Source organism: Vibrio sp. V39_P1S14PM300 (assembly GCF_009904765.1).
GTDB classification, from domain to species: domain Bacteria; phylum Pseudomonadota; class Gammaproteobacteria; order Enterobacterales; family Vibrionaceae; genus Vibrio; species Vibrio proteolyticus.
The window spans coordinates 1-22,302 of the sequence record NZ_WXWP01000246.1 but is presented as its reverse complement, the minus strand read 5'-3'; the positions used below and the strand labels follow the sequence as shown (position 1 = coordinate 22,302).

The 22,302-nt window shown below is 49.6% G+C and carries 21 protein-coding genes and 1 other annotated feature; of the genes, 4 read left to right on the top strand and 17 right to left on the bottom strand.

The genetic code is table 11. The features are described 5' to 3' along the window. Window positions 1-68: 68 nt before the first annotated feature. Window positions 69-2,357 carry a 5-methyltetrahydropteroyltriglutamate--homocysteine S-methyltransferase gene (gene metE, locus CAG65_RS12480; RefSeq protein WP_161447774.1) on the top strand — a complete coding sequence of 763 codons (2,289 nt, stop codon included), beginning with the start codon at window positions 69-71 and terminating at the stop codon, window positions 2,355-2,357. 40 nt (window positions 2,358-2,397) lie between these two features. Here the strand turns inward: metE and CAG65_RS12475 are convergent, their stop codons facing one another. The 15 genes from CAG65_RS12475 to CAG65_RS12405 all read right to left on the bottom strand — a co-directional run bounded on the left by CAG65_RS12475 (window position 2,398) and on the right by CAG65_RS12405 (window position 17,094). Next, entirely contained in the window at window positions 2,398-2,793 is a 396-nt protein-coding gene (locus CAG65_RS12475; protein ID WP_021703663.1) for a GspS/AspS pilotin family protein, read from the bottom strand. Between the two features lies 1 nt (window position 2,794). Further along, entirely contained in the window at window positions 2,795-3,091 is a 297-nt protein-coding gene (locus CAG65_RS12470) for a YciI family protein (RefSeq protein ID WP_161453841.1), read from the bottom strand. An 83-nt stretch (window positions 3,092-3,174) separates the two neighbouring features. After that, window positions 3,175-3,576, bottom strand: coding sequence for an acyl-CoA thioester hydrolase YciA (gene yciA, locus CAG65_RS12465; RefSeq protein WP_021703661.1), 402 nt, complete (start codon window positions 3,574-3,576; stop codon window positions 3,175-3,177). A gap of 99 nt (window positions 3,577-3,675) precedes the next feature. Then, a complete protein-coding gene (locus CAG65_RS12460; protein WP_021703660.1) occupies window positions 3,676-4,215 on the bottom strand; it encodes a septation protein A in 540 nt (179 codons plus the stop codon). An 87-nt stretch (window positions 4,216-4,302) separates the two neighbouring features. After that, window positions 4,303-4,551: a hypothetical protein gene (locus CAG65_RS12455; RefSeq protein ID WP_021703659.1), complete on the bottom strand. Its 249-nt coding sequence runs from the start codon at window positions 4,549-4,551 to the stop codon at window positions 4,303-4,305. A 98-nt stretch (window positions 4,552-4,649) separates the two neighbouring features. Further along, complete coding sequence (locus tag CAG65_RS12450; RefSeq protein WP_161453840.1) at window positions 4,650-7,181, bottom strand: hybrid sensor histidine kinase/response regulator; 2,532 nt, start codon at window positions 7,179-7,181, stop codon at window positions 4,650-4,652. After that, window positions 7,174-8,322: an acyl-homoserine-lactone synthase gene (locus tag CAG65_RS12445; RefSeq protein WP_161453839.1), complete on the bottom strand. Its 1,149-nt coding sequence runs from the start codon at window positions 8,320-8,322 to the stop codon at window positions 7,174-7,176. The genes CAG65_RS12450 and CAG65_RS12445 overlap by 8 nt, the downstream gene beginning before the upstream one ends. Before the next feature lie 231 nt (window positions 8,323-8,553). After that, on the bottom strand, window positions 8,554-9,810 hold the full coding sequence (locus CAG65_RS12440) for a dicarboxylate/amino acid:cation symporter (protein ID WP_021703656.1): 1,257 nt from the start codon (window positions 9,808-9,810) through the stop codon (window positions 8,554-8,556). A 340-nt stretch (window positions 9,811-10,150) separates the two neighbouring features. Beyond that, window positions 10,151-10,957, bottom strand: coding sequence for a tryptophan synthase subunit alpha (gene trpA / locus CAG65_RS12435; RefSeq protein WP_161453838.1), 807 nt, complete (start codon window positions 10,955-10,957; stop codon window positions 10,151-10,153). Next, window positions 10,957-12,147 (bottom strand): tryptophan synthase subunit beta, encoded by a 1,191-nt coding sequence (gene trpB, locus CAG65_RS12430; RefSeq protein WP_161453837.1) that lies wholly within the window; start codon window positions 12,145-12,147, stop codon window positions 10,957-10,959. Before trpB ends, trpA begins: the two co-directional genes overlap by 1 nt. Before the next feature lie 48 nt (window positions 12,148-12,195). Continuing rightward, window positions 12,196-13,611 carry a bifunctional indole-3-glycerol-phosphate synthase TrpC/phosphoribosylanthranilate isomerase TrpF gene (gene trpCF / locus CAG65_RS12425; RefSeq protein WP_161453836.1) on the bottom strand — a complete coding sequence of 472 codons (1,416 nt, stop codon included), beginning with the start codon at window positions 13,609-13,611 and terminating at the stop codon, window positions 12,196-12,198. Window positions 13,612-13,614: 3 nt separating this feature from the next. Further along, entirely contained in the window at window positions 13,615-14,613 is a 999-nt protein-coding gene (gene trpD, locus CAG65_RS12420; protein ID WP_161453835.1) for an anthranilate phosphoribosyltransferase, read from the bottom strand. 24 nt (window positions 14,614-14,637) lie between these two features. Further along, on the bottom strand, window positions 14,638-15,225 hold the full coding sequence (locus tag CAG65_RS12415; protein ID WP_021703651.1) for an aminodeoxychorismate/anthranilate synthase component II: 588 nt from the start codon (window positions 15,223-15,225) through the stop codon (window positions 14,638-14,640). A gap of 11 nt (window positions 15,226-15,236) precedes the next feature. Further along, window positions 15,237-16,802 (bottom strand): anthranilate synthase component 1, encoded by a 1,566-nt coding sequence (locus CAG65_RS12410; RefSeq protein WP_161453834.1) that lies wholly within the window; start codon window positions 16,800-16,802, stop codon window positions 15,237-15,239. A gap of 124 nt (window positions 16,803-16,926) precedes the next feature. Then, window positions 16,927-17,028 (bottom strand) — a sequence feature (Trp leader region). Next, window positions 16,975-17,094 carry a trp operon leader peptide gene (locus CAG65_RS12405; protein ID WP_040902131.1) on the bottom strand — a complete coding sequence of 40 codons (120 nt, stop codon included), beginning with the start codon at window positions 17,092-17,094 and terminating at the stop codon, window positions 16,975-16,977. Its footprint overlaps the feature before it by 54 nt. Window positions 17,095-17,185: 91 nt before the next feature. Here CAG65_RS12405 and rnm point away from each other — a divergent pair, with 91 nt between their 5' ends. Then, window positions 17,186-18,034 carry an RNase RNM gene (gene rnm / locus CAG65_RS12400; RefSeq protein ID WP_161453833.1) on the top strand — a complete coding sequence of 283 codons (849 nt, stop codon included), beginning with the start codon at window positions 17,186-17,188 and terminating at the stop codon, window positions 18,032-18,034. Between the two features lie 28 nt (window positions 18,035-18,062). Here rnm and CAG65_RS12395 read toward each other — a convergent pair whose 3' ends face one another. Further along, window positions 18,063-18,926 (bottom strand): MurR/RpiR family transcriptional regulator, encoded by an 864-nt coding sequence (locus CAG65_RS12395; protein WP_021703648.1) that lies wholly within the window; start codon window positions 18,924-18,926, stop codon window positions 18,063-18,065. An 88-nt stretch (window positions 18,927-19,014) separates the two neighbouring features. Further along, window positions 19,015-20,286 (bottom strand): amino acid deaminase, encoded by a 1,272-nt coding sequence (locus CAG65_RS12390; RefSeq protein WP_161453832.1) that lies wholly within the window; start codon window positions 20,284-20,286, stop codon window positions 19,015-19,017. Between the two features lie 179 nt (window positions 20,287-20,465). Here CAG65_RS12390 and CAG65_RS12385 point away from each other — a divergent pair, with 179 nt between their 5' ends. Then, window positions 20,466-21,911, top strand: coding sequence for an N-acyl-D-amino-acid deacylase family protein (locus CAG65_RS12385; protein WP_161453831.1), 1,446 nt, complete (start codon window positions 20,466-20,468; stop codon window positions 21,909-21,911). A 51-nt stretch (window positions 21,912-21,962) separates the two neighbouring features. Next, window positions 21,963-22,302 (top strand): RidA family protein (locus tag CAG65_RS12380; RefSeq protein ID WP_161453830.1); only part of this gene is annotated, 340 nt, incomplete at its 3' end.

Genomic DNA, 22,302 nt, shown 5'->3' with positions numbered 1-22,302 from the left:
CGCGATAGTTTTAGCCATCCAGACATCTTTTGTCTGTCGGTGAGAATTCAACAGTAAGGGGAAACGATATGACAACAACGCACATTCTTGGCTATCCGCGCATTGGTGAAAAACGAGAACTAAAATTCGCGTTAGAGAAGTACTGGCGCGGTGAAATTGATCAGCAGGCATTGAAAACAGTGGGAGCGGATTTACGTCAAACACACTGGCACACGCAGGCAGATGCGGGGTTGAGTTACGTTACTGCTGGCGATTTTGCTTGGTACGATCATGTGTTAACGACCACGCTATTGCTTGGTCATGTGCCTAAGCGTCATCGAAACGGTGCTCCGGATCTGGACACGTTATTCCGCGTTGGTCGTGGTCAATCACAATCAGACTGTGGTTGCAGTGGTAGCGCGGCATCTGACATGACCAAATGGTTTAACACAAATTATCACTATATCGTGCCTGAGTTCAGCCGGGATGACCGCTTTGAAGTGAGCTGGCCTCAGCTGTTTGAAGAGGTCGGTGAAGCCGTCGCTGCTGGACATCAGGTGAAGCCAGTGCTACTGGGCCCACTGAGTTACCTGTATCTGGGAAAAGAAGTGGATGAAGGCTTCGACCGTCTGTCTCTGTTGCCACGTCTTCTGACGGCCTATCAGGGCATTTTGAGTAAACTGGCGAATCACGGCATTGAATGGGTACAAATTGATGAACCTATTCTGGCCCTTGAACTGGACAAAGCCTGGCTGGATGCGTTTAAGCTGGGTTATCAGGTGATTCAGGGCGAAGTCAAACTGCTGTTGACCACTTATTTCGATTCGGTGGAAGACACGCTTGAGCGTATTGTCGAGCTGCCGGTTCAGGGTTTGCACGTTGACTTGTCGGCGGCGCCTGAACAACTGGCAGCAGTCGTTGAGAAATTGCCACAGGATTGGGTTCTGTCTGCCGGGGTGGTGAATGGCCGTAATGTGTGGCGCGCGGATTTGGCGGCATGGCGTGAGCGCCTGGAGCCGATAAAGCAACAACTCGGAGAACGTTTGTGGCTCGCCAGCTCGTGCTCACTGCTGCACAGCCCTGTTGACCTGGAACTGGAACCGGCACTGAGCGATGAAGTTAAAAACTGGTTTGCGTTTGCCAAACAGAAAGTGACGGAAGTAGCGCTATTGGGCAAAGCGCTGGATGGGGATCAGGACGCTATCTTAGCGTGCGATACCTACAGCCAGCCGATCCTAGCTCGCCGTTCAGCCTCCCATGTGAACAAACCTGCTGTGAAAGCTCGTTTGAACACACTAACGGCCGCACTGGCTCAACGTAGTGCGCCGTACGCTGAGCGAGCGGTTCATCAGAATGAAGTCTTAGGCCTGCCCCTATTGCCAACCACTACGATTGGTTCATTTCCTCAAACTGGCGAGATCCGCACCCAGCGTAGCGCCTATCGTGCCGGCCAATTGTCTGAAGCAGAATACATTGAGGCAATGCAGGCGCATATCGCCGACACGGTGAAGCGTCAGGAAGCGCTTGATTTGGATGTGCTGGTTCACGGTGAAGCCGAACGTAACGATATGGTGGAATATTTCGCCGAAAATCTGGCGGGTTTCCAGACGACTCAATTTGGCTGGGTACAAAGTTATGGCTCGCGCTGCGTGAAACCCGCGATTGTCGTGGCAGATATTGAACGTGAACAGCCGATTACCGTGGCCTGGTCAACCTATGCACAGTCTTTGACCTCAAAGCAGATGAAAGGGATGCTGACAGGCCCGGTCACCATTCTGTGCTGGACTTTCCCGCGTGAAGATATCAGTCGCCAAGAGATCGCTCAGCAACTGGCGTTTGCCCTGCGTGATGAGGTCAACGATCTGCAATCGGCAGGAATCAACATCATTCAGATTGATGAACCAGCCATTCGTGAAGGTTTACCGCTGAAAAAACGCGATCATCAAACGTATCTGAAGTGGGCGGTGGAAGCGTTCAAGATCTCGGCCGCTATCGCGAAACCAGAGACGCAGATCCATACCCACATGTGTTACAGCGAATTCAATGAGATCATCGAGTCAGTGGCAGAACTGGATGCTGATGTGATCACGATTGAAACCTCGCGTTCTAACATGGAATTGCTCAAAGCGTTTGAAGAGTTTAACTATCCGAATGAGATTGGTCCGGGTGTGTATGATATCCACTCGCCAAACATCCCAAGCGAAGAATGGATTGAAGGGTTGTTACGTAAGGCAGCTGAGAAAATTCCGGCCGAACGTTTGTGGGTTAACCCGGATTGTGGTCTGAAGACGCGTAATTGGAGCGAGACAGAAGCCGCCTTGGCGAACTTAGTCTCGGCAGCGAAAGTGCTGCGTAGCGAATGGGCTGAAAATGCTTGAATTCAGCCATAAAAAATGCCGCTTTAAAGCGGCATTTTTACTATTTATTCAGTGCGTTACACGTATCACGATTAACCATCTGATCGACCATCAACTGGCCACGGCTACTGCGCATCTTAATGCGGTAATCGATACCAAGTTCAAGGTTGGCGGCTACGCTGTCGTTGGTGCAGTAGCTGTTCATGCTGTGTGCCAGAACCTGTTTAATTGGCTTCGCACCCGGCGCGTCCTGGTTGTAAATCATCATGATTTCGATGGTGGTCTTTTTGGCGCTGGCACGCATGATGGTCAGCGGACCACGCTCAATCGGCAACTCGGCCATGATCAGGTTGGCACGATTACTGGCGATCAGCTCCAGTTGACGTTGCTCTTTGGAACTGGACGAGCAGCCCATTAAAACCAAGCCAGCCAACGCGGCTACAATATAATTTTTCATTTTAGAATACTTTTTTAAATGGTTTTACGATGACATTAGCATAGACACCGGCTTCGACATAAGGGTCTGCTTCGGCCCAGGACTGAGCGTCAGTCAGCGAATCAAATTCTGCGATCACAGTGGAACCGGTAAAACCGGCTTCACCGGGGTTATCGGAATCGATCGCCGGCATAGGCCCAGCGGTGAGGAGGCGACCTTCATCCTGAAGTGCTTGTAATCGCTCAAGATGCTGGGGACGAACACTCATTCGCTTGTCCAATGAGTTATCAATATCTTGTGCAAAAATCACGTACCACATATTAGCTGTCCTTATAAGGTGTAAGTCTCTCTAATTTACTCTAACTCAGAGGATTTTCCACCATTGGGGTGCAAATAGTGAGACTAGTTCGCGTTCTGAATCGGGCGAGGACGCCCTTCAGTATCGATGGCGACATAATTGAACGTCGCATCACACACCATAAAGCGCTCGCCGACGCCGTGTTCTTTGACGGGTTTGACCCAAACTTGCAGATTAATCGACATGGAAGTGCGGCCAATTTTGGTACATTCGCCATAGCAGCACACCACATCACCCACGCGTACGGGCTTTTTGAACGTAATGTCCGATACAGACACTGTGACAATGCGCCCGCTGGAGATTTCTTTGGCTAAAATGCCACCCGCGAGATCCAGTTGGGACATGATCCAGCCACCAAAGATATCGCCATTTGCGTTGGTATCAGCGGGCATCGCTAAAGTGCGTAGTAGTAGTTGGCCTCTTGGAGAGTGAATTTCCTGACTCATTTTGACATCCAATTAAACAAAACAGCGGCCAAAAGGGCCGCTCAAAAATAATCGAGGATTATATCAAAAGAGCCGGAGAATTCATCACCGACCAGTGCATCACTGTTTCTGTTGATCTTTTGGCAGGTGCTTATAGATATACACGCCGGTAAACAGGGTAAATACCAGTGTGGCTGCCAGTAAGCCAAACACTTTGAAATTGACCCACACATCCAGTGGTAATTCGTAGGCAACATAGATGTTGAGCGCTGCGCAGAAGCTGAAAAAGCCAACCCAAGCCCAGTTGATACGGCTCCAAACGCTATCTGGTAAGGTAATTTCTTTGCCAAGCATACTCTTAATGGCGGATTTGCCGATCAGGTGGCTGATGCTCAGACCCAATGCAAACACCACGTAGACAATCGTCACTTTCCATTTAATGAAGTTGTCATCGTGAAGCAGTATGGTCATGGAGCCAAAAATGGCGACCAGAGCAAACGTGATCAACTGCATTTTCTCAACTTTCTTGTACAGCAGGTAGGTTACAACGATTTGCACGGCTGTGGCGACAATCAGAGCGCCGGTTGCCACATAAATATCTTGCATCTTGTACAGTACAAAAAAGATAATCAGTGGAATAAAATCAATCAGTTGCTTCATTACTTCAATACGTTCCTAATGATGAATTGCCCCCAGTCTAACCAAAACTTACCGGCAGCAAAACCGTTAGAGACAAAACGAAACAAATTATTGACAGGCTGACGACGAATTTAGTCCTAACGGACGCTTGATATCTTCCAGATAGCCTTCGTTTTTCAGCTCATCGACAACGCTTCGCAGTTCCTCATCACTCATCGCAAAACAGCAGGATTTGCCTGTAGTGAGGCTGAGGTAGTGGTGATAATCCACGTCAGTGTGGTGGCCAAAGCGTTCCGCTAGCAGGGACGTTACGCCGTGGTGAATCAGGTCATAATACGTGGTGCGATCCAGTTCCATGGTAATGCTCCTTTCGCATGGGCGGCAAAAAATGCACGCGGTCAGTTCCTACGAAATAAAGCATATAAGATGCCAGCTTTTCGCTGGCATTGAGCGTTTTAAGCGACAGGTGAGCGACTGGCGAACAGGGATTGATTGAGAATCGCGGCCAGATCCGCTTTATTGGTCGGTTTGCTCAGTCGCCCATCCATTAAGCTGTTAATCAGTTCTAACTCCCGGTTTCCGGACTCGCCAGACAAGGCGATCACTGGGGTGGTGGGACTTAACTGTTTGATCTTGGTGGCAGCTTCAAAGCCGTTCATCACCGGCATTTGAATGTCCATGATCACCAGGTCGATGGGGTTATTCTGGAAAATATCAACCGCAATTTTGCCATTGTTGGCCTGAATCACATCGAACCCGAGTTGTTCCAGATAAAGCTTCACCAGAGCACGCTGCACTTCTTTGTCGTCCACGACCAGAATGGTTTTGTCAGCCTGAGGGACGTTCTGCGTGACACTGTTCATGTGGAGCGACTGGGCGATGGATGACATGCTTGGCGCGACCGTTTTTGTGGTCAGTGGCTCGTCGTAAGTGGGGCCTTCGACGGAAAGCGTCGGGAAAATAAGATGAAATTCCGTGTATTGACCATACTTTGAATGACATTGAATACTGCCACCGAACGAACTCATCACGCGCTGACAATAGCCAAGCCCAAGCCCGCTGCCACCGCTCTTATTGTGACTGAAAAAGTCGTCAAAAATTTGTGTCCGGATGTCTTCCGGAATGCCGGGGCCAGTATCGCGGAAAATGACCAGATTTTCATGGAAGCTGGCGCGGGTTGAAATTTCGATTTGACTCTCAGGGTAGGAATCAAAATAGTAGATCGCATTGCGCAACAGGTTAAACACCACAAAGTTAAACAAGGTGTCGTTCACCCGAACGGAGAAGTCTTTGTCGACGTTAAGCTGTACCCGGTTTTTAATTTGATCGCTTTCAAAGCCGTATTGGTTCATGGCCTGCAACAGGAGGCGTTTGATCGATGAGATCATCATTGGTTCTTGATCGAGCGACGAGTTGCTGACTTCGCGCAGAATAATGTCGATCAACTGCTTGCCCCGACGGATCGCGGCTTTGCCTTTTTCGATTTCGCCAATCAGCACATCAGGTTCGGCGTGCGTCTGCGCCTGGATCTGCAGTGTTTCCAGGTGCAGCTGTAGTTGGGTAAGCGGGTTGCGCATCTCGTGAGCAATCGAATTGGCCAGTGCCTGAGATTGCCGGATGCGTCGATCCGAGTTGATGTACCCCTGCACCTGCTTGAGCACCTTTTCCAACGCGACCACTTCTTCGTTTGAAAACAAACGCCCATCTTGTTTGTGCGTTGAAATCAGCAGATGCGAAATCATGTGCCCGCTGTCGAACAATGGCATGACGATGGCGGCGTCGTTCTGACTCATTTTATGGTGCAACGCGGCGAGGGCGTCCTGACTCATGGCATTATCCAGTTTGTCTTCAATCTCTTCGAAGACCAGCGCTTCATGATTTTCAGACAAGTAATCGGTATACAGCTCCGCATCTGGCGAGCTTTTAACCAGTTGCATTTTGCTGCTTGGCACGTTAAGCAGTTTGGCCAGTTTCTGAATGGCCTGAGAGGGCGAAGACTGAAACTCTTCTACCAGAGAGTATATCTGTTCCGTTGGCGGCAAAGGGGAGTTGTACACCATCAGGCTAGTGTATTTTTTCACGCTGTTGAACACCCGTTGCCAAGTGAGCCCCAGAATGGCGGTGTACAGCACGATCAGTTCAAATTGGTAAAAACTGTAGTCGAGTGCGACGGACAGTGGCAACAGGTACAAGACACTGGTTACCGTGGTGGTCAGTGCCAGAAAGAACAGGTATTTACTGCTGTAAAAACGTGAGGTGATCAGCGCGTAACCGACGAACAGCATTTCGCTGATTGATAATGCCGGTGGCAGCCAGGTAAGCGAGAAGTCGTCGAAGAAATACGTCACGCCCATATGGATGGCGGCCGTTGAGAACATAAAAATCAGGATGCCGGCAATCATGTAGTTGCGGCGAGTCAGCCGCAGACGTGATCCGTCCCCACGCATGGTGAGCAGATTGACCAGAGTGAGCACCACCAAAGCGAACACAACAGTGAAAAACAGCGAGGTTTGCGGGCCAAAAGCGAGTGCAAACTGGCTGGGTGCATACACAGTAATATCCTGAACCGTGAGATCGGTAAAGACATTGATATAGAGGGAGTAGCCAGAAAAACCGAAGAACACCAACTTCTGCCAGGTGTAGATAGGCCGCTTTTGCTGCATCGCTGTCAGGCTGCAGGTAAAGTAAAAAGCAAATGCGAACGCAAAGTACGACGCCAGATTGGCAAACCTGGCCATGTAGATTCCCATGGTTTTACCGGAGGTCACCAAGAGATCGGTGTGGAAGTAGCAGTTGCTCAGAATCCAGAAAACGATGCAGACCGAATACGCGATGTAAGGCAGATGGTAGCTGCCAAAGACAGCCTCCCCTTTTTGTTTGAGTTTGAGACAGTAATAGCCTAACCACACCAGAATGATAGCGATGACAGTGAGCAGGGTCACTGATTTTGGGTTGAGCATCGAGACAAACGGCAGAATATCAAGCATCAGCCAGTCCTTCGCGGGCTTGCTGTAAACGAGACTGTTTAACCAGTTTTTTATAGCTGCGGAAATCGAGCTTTTTCATTTCAGCATGCATGTTCTTTACGTTCCAGAATCCCCGGTAGGTGATAACACCATCATGGTTAATATCGCAGTAACACAAGGTGGTATAAGCGGCTTCGTCAATCACTCTGTAATAATCCAGAATAAACGGTTGTTCAATAATGGTGAGCGCAATCGCATAACCGTGTTCACATAACCGCTGCGCCGACAGTTTTTGCCCCAGATACAGATAGTAAAGCTTTTGCTGGCTTGTACCACTGACGGTCAGGCGGAGAAACTCGCAAATACGCTCTGGCTTGACAAGCGAGCGCGCAAACATTTGGTCAAACTCCGAAGCAGTCTCACATGTTACAGTTGGTAACTGTACCACCAATTCGTCAGTTTTAAAGCATTCATTTGCATAAGGTGACCAACACATATTCCAGGGTTTGCTCTGAAACGACTTATCATAACTCAGCCAGTGATGACGCACTTGCCAGTCCTGAATCAACCCGGTACACACCAACAGCGGTGGCAAGCCGGGTTCTGCTTTTTGTGTGATCACTAGATGCTGACCCTGGCGCGATAAATCCAGGCAACTGAGCATTTCAAACCAGGACTCGCCGCGAACAAACAATTCCAGATTGATCAGGGCAACGGCATCGGACAATTGCATCGGTGTTTCAAAATGCAGTGTCATATAACGTTGTTCACACTCGGCAATGTTGGCGATCAGCTCACAATGATAATCCTCATCGTTATAAGACACTTTCTGATTGTTCAAATACACCACGGATGCATCTTTGTAACGCGCTTTGATCTGATAAATTTCCAATTCACACCAGAATTCAAGCCAGTGCTGAAAGTGTGTGAGCGCCAGACGCTCTATAGACCGTTCTGTTTCGGAAAGTTCAGTCAGGGAGAGTGACTCATGATCGATGTCACTCGAGTGGCTGAAAATCGTAGCCAGATTTGAGTCGGATAAATGAGGAAAGGTTTGGAGAATACGTTGCTTATGGCGTTCTGCCAGTAAAGGCATGAACGATGAGTTTGCGGATGAGTGCGTAAAGTGAAGAACAAAATCAAACAGTTGGCTGATGGACATGTCAACACGTGATTCTGAACACACTAGATCCTTTAGTTGTGATTCCAGATTCATAATTTAATTTACTGACGTTGTTAATAATAATCGTTGTTAAAACCAATCTAGCTTAACAAACTTGTTGTATGCCAATATTGCTGCATATGATTTCCGGTTTATGTAAAATACGTCACTAAACCACAAAAAAAGCCACCTTTTCAGGTGGCTTTCGTATTTTTCGATACAAATTAACGATTAAGCTTGTTGTTTTTGCATCTCAGATTGTTGCTCTTCTTCGATCAGCGCATCCACAATCACGGCACATGCGGCGTCACCGGTGATGTTCAACGCGGTACGAATCATGTCGAAAATACGGTCAAGAGCGAACAGCAGAGGTAAGCCTTCGATTGGAATACCGGCAGCCAGCAATACCGCAACCACCAGGAACGAAGGACCTGGTACGCCCGCCTGACCGACGGCACCCAGTGTCGAGGTCACGATGATCGCAATGTAGGCGCCCATGCCGAGATCGATATTGAACAACTGAGCAAAGAAAATCGCAACCAGGCCGTAGTAAATCGCGTTACCTGACATATTGATGGTCGCGCCCAGAGGCAATACAAACGAAGCGGTTGAGTTTCTAACGCCGAGTTCGTTCTCACAAGTGTTCATGGTAACCGGTAGTGTTGCCATTGACGAAGCCGTCGACAGTGCCACGGCCTGAGGCTTTTTCATTGCTACTAGGAATTTCTTGGCTGAAGTCTTAGTAAACAGATGCACCATCAGAGGGTAAGCCACAAAACCGAAAATCAGGATAGCGGCCACGTATACGACAAACAGTTTGAAGACCACCATCAAAGCGCCGAAACCGAACGTACCCACGGCTTCCGCCATCAGACCAAATACGCCGATTGGAGCAATGACCATGACTTTGTTGATCATCCAGACCATCGCATCAACGATGCAGTTCACGCCGTTGATGATGGGTTCACGACGCTCTTTCGCTTGTTTTGAGATCGCAATACCGAAGAACATGCAGAACACCAGGATCTGCAGAATATTAGCGTCATTCAGGGATTGGAAAACATTGGTTGGGATCATACCGGTAATGGTTGCCCAGAAAGAAGGTAGTTCGCCTTTTGAAGCATACTCGGATGAGAACATGCCCTCGACACCAGACACGTCGATGCCCATTCCTGGCTTAAAGACTTCACCCATGATCAGCGCCAGTGCGACGGCCAGAGCGGATGTAAGGCCAAAATAGCCCAGTGTGACAAAGCCAACTTTTCCTGCTGATTGGCTGTTCCCCAGACCAGCTGCGCCGGAGATCAGGGCAACGGCCACCAATGGAATCACTAGCATTTTGATCAGGTTGATAAAGATGGCGCCAAGTGGTGCAAACATGGATGCATCATGACCCATTGTGGCACCAACGGCTGTGCCGACGATCATGGCGATCACAACCTGAACACCAATGTTGTTTAGTAAACTCTTTTCTTTTAACACTTCCATAACCTCTGTGCTAAATACAATTAATATCCCAGAATTACCGACTGATTGATATTTGTTCAGTAGATAAATATTTCGGATCGCTTTTTACACGTATCTTTCACAATTATCAATATGCCCACCCACTGGTTGAGCCAATTATTTCTATTTTTATTGATGTGGGGCAGCAAAAAACATCAAAAGCAAACGTTTGCTATTGATGTTGTGAATGTGTTTTGCGGGTTGGATTGGTTTTTTGCTAAGGCCAGAGATGAGGAGAAAATTCAGGAGGTGTGTTAACAAAAAGATCGATTTCCAATAACGTTTAGGAAACCGATCTCATACGTGGCACAAGCTTAATGTGTTACTTTTGTGTTGCAGCCTTCATGGAAGAGACGAATGTCGCCAGACGTTCTAACATGGTTTCCGGCTGCGTCACATGTGTTTCAATGATTTTTACCACTGCAGATCCTGAAATGGCGCCCGCGGCACCGGCTTCCAGAGCTTGTCTTACTTGCTGTGGTTCTGAAATCCCAAATCCGAGCAGGGCAGGTGGCGCATCATGTTGATTCAGACGTTGCAGCATATCGCCAACCGGCATATTGGCTTTGGTTTCGGCACCCGTGACACCAGCCCTGGAGAGCAGGTATGTGTACCCACTACCAAGTTGGGCGACTGATTGTAATGTGTCGTCACTGGCTGTTGGCGGGGCAATAAAAATCGGATGCACTCCGTGCTTTTTGGCCGCAGTAACAAAGTCAGCGCTCTCATTGGTCGGCACATCAGCAATCAGTACAGAATCTATCCCGGCTTGAGCACAGCGCGCGTAAAAATGGTCGATACCACGCGAATAAACCAGGTTTGCGTACATCAGTAAGCCAATCGGCAATTGTGGATACTTGGCGCGGATTTGGCCAATCAGATCGAAGCAGATGTCTGGCGTGGCGCCTGAATCCAGTGCGCGGATGTTAGCGCCCTGAATGGTTGGGCCATCAGCCAATGGATCTGAGAACGGGATACCCAGTTCCAGCGCATCGGCGCCTGATTCCACCAGGGTTTGCATGATCTGTAATGACAACTCAGCGTCTGGGTCGCCGACAGTAACGAAAGGAACAAATGCGCCTTGGTTGTGGCTGTTCAGGCGCTCAAACATAGCTTGGTAACGATCCATTAAAGTGCTCCTTTCTCTTGCAGAATATCGTGTACGGTGAAGATGTCTTTGTCACCCCGGCCAGAAAGGTTAACCACCAGCAATTGCTCCTTTTCAGGTTCGGCCTGCGCCATTTTCAAGGCATGGGCCAGCGCGTGCGAGGATTCCAGAGCCGGGATGATCCCTTCGTTGCGAGCCAATAGCTGGAAGGCTTCCAAGGCTTCATCATCAGTAATATTGTCGTATTCGGCACGACCGATCGCATTGAGGTAGGCATGCTGTGGGCCGACAGACGGAAAGTCCAGACCGGCAGAGACGGAGTAAGACTCCTCAACCTGACCATTTGAATCCTGCATCAGTGGTGCTTTCATACCAAAAAAGATACCGGTTTTGCCGTGCTTCAAAGGTGCGCCGTGTTGGTCAGTGTCAATCCCTTTACCAGCTGGCTCGACCCCGATTAAGCGTACCGACTCTTCTTCAATAAAATCAGCGAACATTCCAATGGCGTTGGAACCACCGCCCACACAGGCGATCACCGCATCGGGTAAACGGCCTTCACGTGCCAGGATCTGGTTTTTGGTCTCTTCGCCAATCATGCGTTGGAACTCACGTACGATGGTCGGAAATGGGTGAGGGCCTGCTGCCGTACCCAGCAGATAATGCGCTTCTTCATAGCTGGCTGACCAGTCACGTAGCGCTTCGTTACAGGCGTCTTTGAGGGTTGCGGACCCCGAATGGACCGGTATAACTTCTGCGCCCATCAGTTTCATACGAAACACGTTCGGACTTTGACGCTCAACGTCTTTGGCACCCATATAGACACGACATTTCAGTCCCAGCAGGGCACAAGCTAACGCTGTTGCGACGCCATGTTGACCAGCGCCCGTTTCCGCAATGATTTCGTTTTTGCCCATGCGCTTGGCCAGCAGCGCCTGACCCAGCACCTGGTTGGTCTTGTGAGCACCACCGTGAAGTAGATCCTCACGTTTCAGATACAGTTTGGTTTTGGTGCCTTTGGTCAGATTGCGTGTGAGGGTCAGCGCCGTCGGACGGCCTGCGTATTCTTGCAGCAAAGTCATGAACTCACTGCGAAACTCTGGATCATCCTGGGCGTCGATAAACGCCTGTTCCAATTGTTCTAAAGCCGGGACCAGAATTTGCGGGACGTACTGACCGCCGTATTCGCCAAAGTAGGCATCAAGTTTTGCCATAATTCCTATTCCTTCACTTATCTGGCACGGCGGGCCGTGCCTGTAATATTAGTAATCTCGGATTGCTGCAAATGCTTGTTGCAGCTTTATCAAATCTTTTTTTCCAGGGGCGTTTTCTACGCCAGAGTTGAGATCCAGCCCCAAGCAACCCAATTGGGCGGCCTGCCTGGCGTTATCGGCATTGAGACCGCCGGCCAGCATGATTTGGCGCGTATCTGTAAGAAGACTCCAGTCAAAAGCCTGACCCGTTCCTCCGGATTGACTGCCGACTTTGGCATCCAGTAGGTGACGATCAACGTTGGTGTCCAGCAGCGTTGGCATCGCGTCAGTGACTCCGTAAGCCTTCCAGATTTCAATCTTGGCTGGCAAGCGGGCGCGCAGTGCATCAACTTGCTGCTGAGATTCTTCACCGTGCAATTGCACCGCACTTAAACCGAGTTCGGTCGCCAGTGAGTAGATAGTGTCGTTGTCGTGGTTCTGAAACACGCCAACGTACTGCAGCGGGGCACCGCTCATGGTGAGGCGGGCGGTTTCCGGACTGACGGCTCGTTTTGAAGCATTAACGAAAATCAAACCACCGTAGACAGCCCCAGCCTGATAAGCTTTGGCAGCGTCATCTGGTTGGGTCAGGCCACACACTTTATTCTCGCCCAGCGTCACCCGACGTACGGCTAGTTCCAGATTGTCTTCTGCCATCAGTGAGCTACCAATCAAGAAGCCATCCGCATCACAGGACAAATCACGCACTTGCTGGTGGGTGTATATGCCGGACTCAGAAATGACGATCGCATCGGGCGCCAATTGACGTATTTGTGGGGCCAACTGCTTGGTGCGATTAAGGTCAGTTGACAGGTCCCGTAGGTTACGGTTGTTGATACCTATCACTTTGGCATCCAGAGCGACTGCACGAGCAAGCTCGTCTTCGTTGCTGACTTCCGTCAAAATGCCCATGCCCAGCGCGTGAGCGACGTCAGCCAGTTCACGATACTGATCGTCGTTTAGTACCGACAGCATCAGTAAGATCGCGTCCGCCTGATAGTGACGAGCCAAATAGACCTGATAGGTATCGACCATAAAGTCTTTGCACAGCACCGGTTGTTTGGCGATACGGCGAACCTGAGGAAGAAAATCAAAGTTACCCTGAAAATATTTTTCGTCCGTCAGCACCGAAATGGCGTTGGCGTGCCGATTGTAAACCGAAGCAATGTAGTCCAGATCGAAGTGATCTCGGATGAGTCCCTTTGATGGCGACGCTTTTTTACACTCCAGAATAAACGCGGTTTTCCCAGTACTGAGTGCGGCGTAAAAATCGCGATCGGAAGGCACTAAGTCATCTTTAAAGCTACTGAGGGGCTGAATCTGCTTACGCGCTTCCACCCAGGTGTATTTGTCCGTGACAATTTTCGCCAGCACCTTGGCCATCTGGGTTTCCTGTAGCGAAATATGTTCCGATAACTGACTCATGTCCTAACCTCGTTGTGCCAGTTGTTGTACCAACTGGTAAGCTTTTCCTGAATTCATGGCATTAATCGCTGTTTGCGCATTGGCTTTCAGATCTTCATGACCGAACAGGCGCATCAACAGGGCCACGTTAACAGCGACGGCGCCGAGCTGGGCGTCAGTGCCTTCCCCGGTAAGAATGCGGGTGATGATGGCTCGGTTTTCTTGTGGGTCGCCGCCTTTTATCGCGTCGAGCTGATGACGTGTCAGGCCGAAATCTTCTGGGGTCAGGGTGTATTCGTGAATCTGACCGTCTTTGATCTCAGCAACCGTGGTATCACCATGAATAGCCACTTCATCCAAGCCACTACCATGAACGACAGCGGCACGCTTCATCCCCATTTGTAGCATGGTTTCTGCGATTGGGCGTACTAATTCTTCGCTATAGACCCCCATCAGTTCGATATTGGGTTTAGCCGGGTTAATTAATGGCCCTAGGATGTTGAAAATGGTACGAGTTTTCATGGTCTGACGTACCGGCATTGCGTGACGGACGCCTTGGTGATACTGCGGCGCAAATAAAAAAGCGACGCCCAAATCATCGATAGCAGCACGGGTATCGTCTGCGCTCATCGCCAGATTGATGCCAAACGAATCGAGCAGATCAGATGACCCGGACTTACTGGACACACTGCGGTTTCCGTGTTTGGCAATTTTCAGGCCACATGCGGCGGCTACGAACGCGGCCGTGGTTGAAATGTTGATGGTATTATGACCATCGCCTCCGGTGCCGACAATATCCGCAAAGTCATAGTCCGGGCGTGGAAACGGGTTAGCGTTTGCCAGTAACGCTTTGGCGGCGCCAGCGATTTCATCGGGTGTTTCACCTTTGATCTTCAGTGCTGTCAGCGCCGACGCCATTAAAATCGGGTCCAGTTCGCCACGAATGATGACGTCAAACAGTTCCTGACTTTCCTGTTGGGAAAGGGACGTTTGTTCGTATAATTTGTTGATGATGTGCTGCATAATTTTTCTCCCTAAATCTTATTCTTATTGTTGCTGTTCCTGAGCCCATTCAATCGCATTGGCCAGCAGGGTTGCACCATAGGTTGTCATGATGGATTCCGGGTGAAACTGAAAGCCGCAGACTTTGTCCTCTTCGTGAACCACGGACATCACCAGGCCATCGACTTCCGCGGTGACCGTCAGGCTGCTTGGTACCTGAGTCGCCACTAAGGAATGGTAACGGGCGATCGCCAGAGGTGAGGGCAGCCCCTGATAAGTGGCGTGCTGTTCATGTTCCATCATCGATATTTTGCCGTGAATGATTTCGCCCGCACCAGCCACGGTTCCGCCATAGGCCTCAACAATGGCTTGGTGACCCAGGCAGATGCCGATCATCGGCACGTGACCTTTTAAACGCTGGATCAAAGCGGGCATGCAACCGGCTTCGGAAGGTGCGCCAGGGCCCGGTGACAACAGTACAACGGGGTTATCCAACTGACGGACAGCAGCATCGATAGCGGCTGCATCAATGTGATTGCGGTAGATCGTGACCTGATGACCCAGAGAGCGGAACTGGTCAACCAGGTTGTAAGTAAATGAGTCAAAGTTGTCGATAAATACAATGTTCGCCATGGGAAGACTCCTTATGCCTGGTGCGCTGTCTGAATCGCAGAGATGACGGCTTGTGCTTTGCCACGTGTTTCGTCGGCTTCTGCCTGAGGATCGGAGTCGAAGACCACGCCTGCACCAGCCTGTACCTGAGCCACGCCATTTTCAACGTATGCAGAACGAATCACGATACAGGTATCCAGTGTGCCTTCTCCGGTCAGATAGCCGACCGCACCGCCGTAACTGCCGCGTCGGGCGCCTTCTACGTCACGAATTAACTGCATGGCACGGATCTTCGGAGCGCCAGTGAGCGTCCCCATGTTCATACAAGCCTGATAAGCGTGTAACGCATCAAGATCATCACGTAACTGGCCCACCACACGCGACACCAGGTGCATCACATGACTGTAGCGATCGACCTTGAGTAAATCGGCCACGTGACGCGTACCTGCAGTGGCAATGCGCGCCACGTCGTTCCGTGCGAGATCGACCAACATCATGTGCTCTGCGTTTTCTTTTTTGTCGCTGCGCAGTTCGAGTTCAATACGGCTGTCTAGGTCGAAATCAATCTCACCGTTCGCCCGTTTGCCACGCCGACGGGTCCCGGCGATAGGGTATATTTCTACTTGATTGGTTTCTGTTTCGTACTTCAGAGCACTCTCTGGTGAGGCACCGAACAAGGTAAACAGCTCGTCCTGCATGTAAAACATGTAAGGGCTAGGGTTGCTCTCTTTGAGCGCTTTGTAGGCCGCCAATGGCGAGGGACAAGGCAATGTAAAGCGGCGTGATGGCACCACCTGGAAGATATCACCTTTAACAACGTATTCTTTCAGATCGCGCACAATCTGGCAGAAGTCGGTGTCTGAGACGCTGGCATCTACGTCGACCCGAGCCAGTTTTTGAGCTTGAGGTAACGTCTTTGGAGATACGCACTGCGCGCTGATATCCGCTATCCGGGCGTCCAAGCGGTCTTTTTCTGCGTGATTGCCGTTGAAGAGTGTCGCTTGCAACTGACAGTTTTCGCTCTGGTGATCAACCACCAGCAAGGTCTCTGCGACGTAAAAGACATAGTCTGGACACTGGTTATTGCTCTCTGCCTGACCCAAAGGTTCAAAGTTTGCCACCATATCGTAGGCAAACAAACCGGCCAGAAACAGGGCATATTTATCATGATCCGCCAGATCAAAACTGTGCTGGATCAGACGCAGCGCATCAAAAGAAGAGGCTTCACGCAGACGTGAATCTTCGTCCAGTGTGTCACAGGGCGCCTCAAACGTCAGGGTTAACGCATGCCCATCGAAATGAGCGGCGACATCATCGCGGACATTGTGAGTTAAGTGGGCCAGCAAGTTACGGCCATTGCCTGTGAGTGCGGTCAGGGACACCTGATGGCCGCGACAAACGATGCGGACCGCAGAATCCACCAGTAGCAAACTTTTGAGGTTTTGTTTGGAGTCAATTTCTGCGGATTCGAGCAACAGGCTGTCGGTTTTATTTTCACACAGAGTGTGAAACAAACGGGTTGGATCCTGCGCATAAGGTACAGCAGTATAAATGACTTCAATGTTACCCAGTTTTTTGATTTCTATGGCCTTGTTCACAAGACATCCCTCATCATTTTGTATCTTCCTGTCGTACATACTCGCACAATGCGTGGCGTGACCCAATCTGCTTTTCTTGTTTTCGGTGGTGAAATAAACAATGGGTGATGAGCAATACGACAAAATAAAAAAGCCCGCTTTGGCGCGGGCTTAGTGACAATATTCGACTGAATTAAAAGTACACGTTAGCCCACCAAGAACTTGTCCAGGTGCGCCACCAGTTCAGCTCAGCGGATGCTTGAGCATCAACCGACACTTTGTCGTTCTGGTTCTGGTTAAATTCTTGTAACATGGGGGCTCCACATCAGGGTGTTTGTATTTGTGTACTAGTTAACTAGTGCGAGAGAGAAAAGTCAAGCCCGAAAAAGCGAAAAAACAGAAATATGAGAATAGATTTACACAGCCATACGACTGCATCGGATGGACGACTGACACCACAAGCTTTGATTGACAGAGCATTGGGCTTTGACATTGACGTGTTGGCCATCACAGATCACGATACGATTGACGGTCTGGCGCCGGCCAGACACTACATTGAAAGTGAGCAACTGCCCATTCAACTGGTGAACGGCATTGAGATTTCCACTGTATGGCAGAACAAAGATATTCATATCGTTGGGTTAAACATCGACCCGCAATCGCCAGCACTGACGGCGCTCATTGAGCAGCAAAAGCAACATCGTCAGGGGCGCGCAGAGCTGATCGCCAGTCGGTTGAGTAAGGCGACACGCGATGGAGTGCTGGAGGAAGTTCAGCAGATTGCCGGTGATGCTCCGATCACTCGCGCGCACTTTGCTGCCTGGCTGGTGGAAAATGGTTACGCAAAAACCATGCAGCAAGTGTTTAAAAAGTACCTTACCCGCAACAATCCGGGTTATGTGCCGCCGAACTGGTGCTCTATGGCCGAAGCCGTGGCCGCGATTCATGCGGCGGGTGGTCAGGCGGTATTGGCGCATCCGGGGCGGTATGATTTGACCGCCAAATGGATTAAGCGCCTGCTCGCGGCATTCGTTGACGCCGAAGGGGACGCGATGGAGGTAGCTCAGCCGCAACAAGCTCAGCAAGAGCGACGAAACTTGGCTGACTATGCCATGCAACACAACTTGTTGGCTTCACAAGGCAGCGATTTTCATTATCCCTCGCCTTGGATGGAGCTTGGCCGAAACCTTTGGTTACCCTCCGGCGTTGAACCCGTCTGGAAAGACTGGAACCTGACGCGTCAAACAGCATAATCGCTTATGGCTTCAAAAATTTGGTATGCTAATCACCCAGCGGCTGTCTTTCTAAACCACCACGGTAGGAGTCTAGCGCGACTTTGAGTCGACGTAATTTGTCTCTCGAACGTCGTTTGTGATTGACCGCCAACGCCATTGAAAGCACATCAACTAAAGCTAACATCGCATAACGAGAGGCAGAGGGTTTATAAATGAAATCTGTCTCTTGATGTTCAATCGGTAACATCAGATCTGCATGCTCCGTGAGCGGCGTATTTTTGGGCGTGATAACGATGACTTTCACGCCGTATTGTTTCGCCAGCTGTGCGGTTTCTACGATGGCGGGTGTATAACCGGTTGCCGACATCATTACCAACACATCGTTCGCATCTGCTGTGGCGGCAATCATCCGCGAGAGCAGGCCGTCATTGTAGGCCACTACGGGGTATCCTAAACGGAACAGGCGATGCTGCATCTCTTGCGCAGCAATTGTTGAGCCGCCTCCCATGCCTACTGTGATCACCTGTCTTGCGTTGTGAAGCCAGTTCACGGCAGTGTCGATATCTTCTTCAATAATCAGGCTACGGTTAATGTCGAGCGTTTGTTTGATCGATTCATAGATGCCTTGGTAACCACTTTGATCGGGTGGCTCAAGGATAAAGCGCTGACCAACCGTTAATGTCTGCGCCAGTTTGATCTTCATATCACGCACATTTTTACAGCCAATGGCTTTGGCAAATCGGGTGATCGTTGCTTCGCTCACCTCCGCGCTTTCTGCCAATTGGGTAATGCTGGCATTCGCAGCGGTTTGGATATCGTCCATGATCAATTTCGCGACCTTTTTTTCGGCCTCGCGCAGCGCACTAAAACGTTCAGTGATTTGAGAAATAATATCGATGTCTAAACTCAAGCTGTGTTCCTATTTTGACATGGAGGCTATCTTGCCGCCTCCATTGATTGGGCATGAAGTATAACGAAAAGCCTCGCTAAGCTCATTATCAGAAGCGGGTTTTCACCCAATGAGTGACCTGATACTCGTCATCACACACGGCGACCGCTCGCCACTTATCAAAGGTTAAGCATGGGTGAGAGGTGGAGAACGCGATCATATCACCCACTTGCAGTTCGCTGCTTTCGTCCACTTCGATGAACGCGTGTTGATCCATCACTGCCGTGGTTATTGCACTATCAATTGAGATGGACTCGCCATCGCGGTAGGCGCGCTGAGGTGTTGGTAAACCGGCATCAAAGGCAACATCGCGTTTGCCAAAACCCGCGACTAACTTGGTGGGCTCAGGACGAGAAATCACGTATGCCCAAAGCTCTAGTGCCGATTCCAGATCACCGCCTAAATCACACGCCGCACCTTGGTTGTTTTCAGCTCGCTGCATGACTTTGTTTTGTGCATCCAGATAGATGCCCGTGTCATGAATTGCGTAACATCCTGGGCGAATGATGGCGTCAAACTCTTCTAGGTTGGCAAAGCATTCTGAGACCACATCATACCAAGCTGAGCCCGCTCCGGTGACCATAGGTTTGGCGTCAATCAGCTTATCGCTGTGCAGTTGTGCTGCGAGTTTTAATGCCGTGTTGAGAAAGTCACGAATGTCTTGTTCTGCATTTTCGCTGTGAATAACGCCCTCATAAACTTCAATGCCTTTTAACACCAGATGAGGCTGCTGGTGGATAAGCGTGGCCAATTCGACAGCTTCTTGCTTGCTTCGACAACCGCAGCGGCCACCTTTGACACCCAACTCAATCAATACATTCAGGGACAATTGGTGCTCGGAAAAGAGGCGTTCCAATGCTTCGACATTACGACTGGAATCGACACAACAGTAAAAGGTGGGTCCATGGGCTTCGATCAAGCGGGCGATCAAGGTCATATTGGCCCGGCCAACCAATTGATTTGCCATGATGATGTTGCGCGCGCCCGCCAATGCCGCGATTTCTGCCTGAGCAGGTGTGGCGACCGTAATGCCCCAGGCACCGTGATCCAGTTGTTGTCGGAAAAACGCGGGTGTCATGGTGGTTTTACCGTGTGGAGACAGCTTCACGTTGTGTTGTTCGGCGAATCGTTGCATCCAATCAAGATTGTTGCGGAGTGAAGACGATTTGATCACCGCGGCTGGCAGAGAGATTTGTTCGTGGATCAGACTGTATGGCCCTTCAACATTATCAGTTACAGGTTGCGCTTTTTCTCCGTACCCTGGCGTAATAACACACTCTTTGTGATAGTTTTTATCACACTTTTGATGATTGTTTTTCATGGTGTACCTACTTCTAACACAGTTTAAGTTGTTGATATTAGATGGTTATCTTCAGTTAGATTAAATAAAATGTTAGAAACTATCAAACTAATTGGTTTTTTTTGTGTGTTTCTTCACTGTTTAAGTTTTAAGAATTATTAAGATGAAATCATGTAAACGACAGACGAAGAGAGTGAAGAATGTTGTTCGATACCATTATCAAAAGCGCACAGGTATTTGACGGTATGGGCGCAGCACCATTTGTCGCTGATGTGGCTATTCGTCAGGATCGTATTGCGCAAATCGGTCAGTTGGGTGAGGTTGCCGCAAAGACGGTGATCTGTGGTGATGGCCTTGCATTGGCGCCGGGGTTTATTGATGTGCACACGCACGACGACACCAATGTGATTCGTTATCCCGATTGCCTGCCGAAAATCAGTCAAGGTGTTACTACGGTTATCGTCGGAAATTGTGGTATCAGCGCAAGCCCGGCCGTGTTAAATGGCAATCCACCAGATCCAATGAACTTATTGGGTAAACGCGAAGATTTTAAGTATCCGACATTTAATGATTACGCCAAAGCGGTTCACTTGGCTCAGCCCGCCGTCAACGTGGCCGCATTGGTGGGGCACACCACATTACGTAATAACGTCATGGGGGATTTGCAACGGACGGCAACGGATGAAGAAATTGCCCAGATGCGCCAAGCCCTGGCGCAAGCAATGGATGAAGGGGCGTTGGGGTTAAGTTCCGGTCTCGCTTACGCCAGCGCGAAACAAGCCAATGCTGAGGAAGTCATGCGTTTGGCAGAAGTTTTAGGTCATCACGGCGGTATTTACACCACCCACATGCGCACCGAGTTTGAAGAGATCATCAGTGCAATGGAAGAAGCCTTTGAGACCGGTCAATATGCCAAAGTGCCAGTGGTGATTTCTCATCTGAAATGCGCTGGCGCCGGGAATTGGGGACGTACCGTAGAAGTGTTGGATCTCATGGATACCGTGTCTCGCCATCAGGATGTCTCTTGTGATTGTTACCCCTATTCAGCCAGCTCTTCAACGCTGGATTTAAAACAAGTCACGGATGAGATAGATATTTTCATAACGTGGTCGGACAGCAAGCCTGAACATGCTGGCAAGATGCTCAAAGATATTGCCGAAGAGATGCAATTGCCGTTAATGGACGCGGCGAAAGCGTTGCAACCTGCTGGCGCGGTGTATCACTGTATGGATGAAAATGATGTGAAGCGCGTGCTCAAGTACAAACTCACCATGGTGGGCTCGGATGGCTTACCAAACGATCCGCATCCACATCCTCGTCTGTGGGGGACGTTTCCCAAAATTCTGGGCCACTACTGTCGAGAAGAGCGATTGTTCTCACTTGCAGAAGCGATTTATAAGATGACAGGTATGTCGGCAACTCGTTATCAACTAAAAGATCGGGGCGTAATAAAAGTAGGTGCTTACGCAGACTTGGTTTTATTTAACCCAAATACAATTCAAGATACCGCGACTTTTGAAAATCCAATTTCTGTCGCGCAAGGTATTGAATCTGTATTTGTAAATGGTGAACTGTCTTATTCTAAAGGACACGTCGCTGAAAATAGAAGTGGAGTATTTATATATAGAAACAATACTCGAAAATGACGATTTTAATAAATTTATTTAATAGGTGAAAATTTATTTCTGGAGAATATTATGTCAATTAAACGTTATGGTGTAGAAGGCGGCGTTGGTACTGGCGGACAGCATCTACCATTTGCACGTGCCACTGAAGCGGGTGGTTTTTTATATGTGTCAGGTCAAACTCCCATGACTGATGGCGAAGTTGTTGAAGGCGGCATTGTTGACCAGTCTCGTTTAGCGATTCAAAACTGTGTCGACATCATGGAAGAAGCGGGTTACACGCTCGCTGATGTTGTGCACGTCAAAGTGGTACTGACGGACTCACGTTATTTCCAATCTTTCAACAAAGTATTTAAAGAATTCTTTGGTGAGCACCCACCTGCACGTATTTGCATGGTGTGTGATCTGGTGG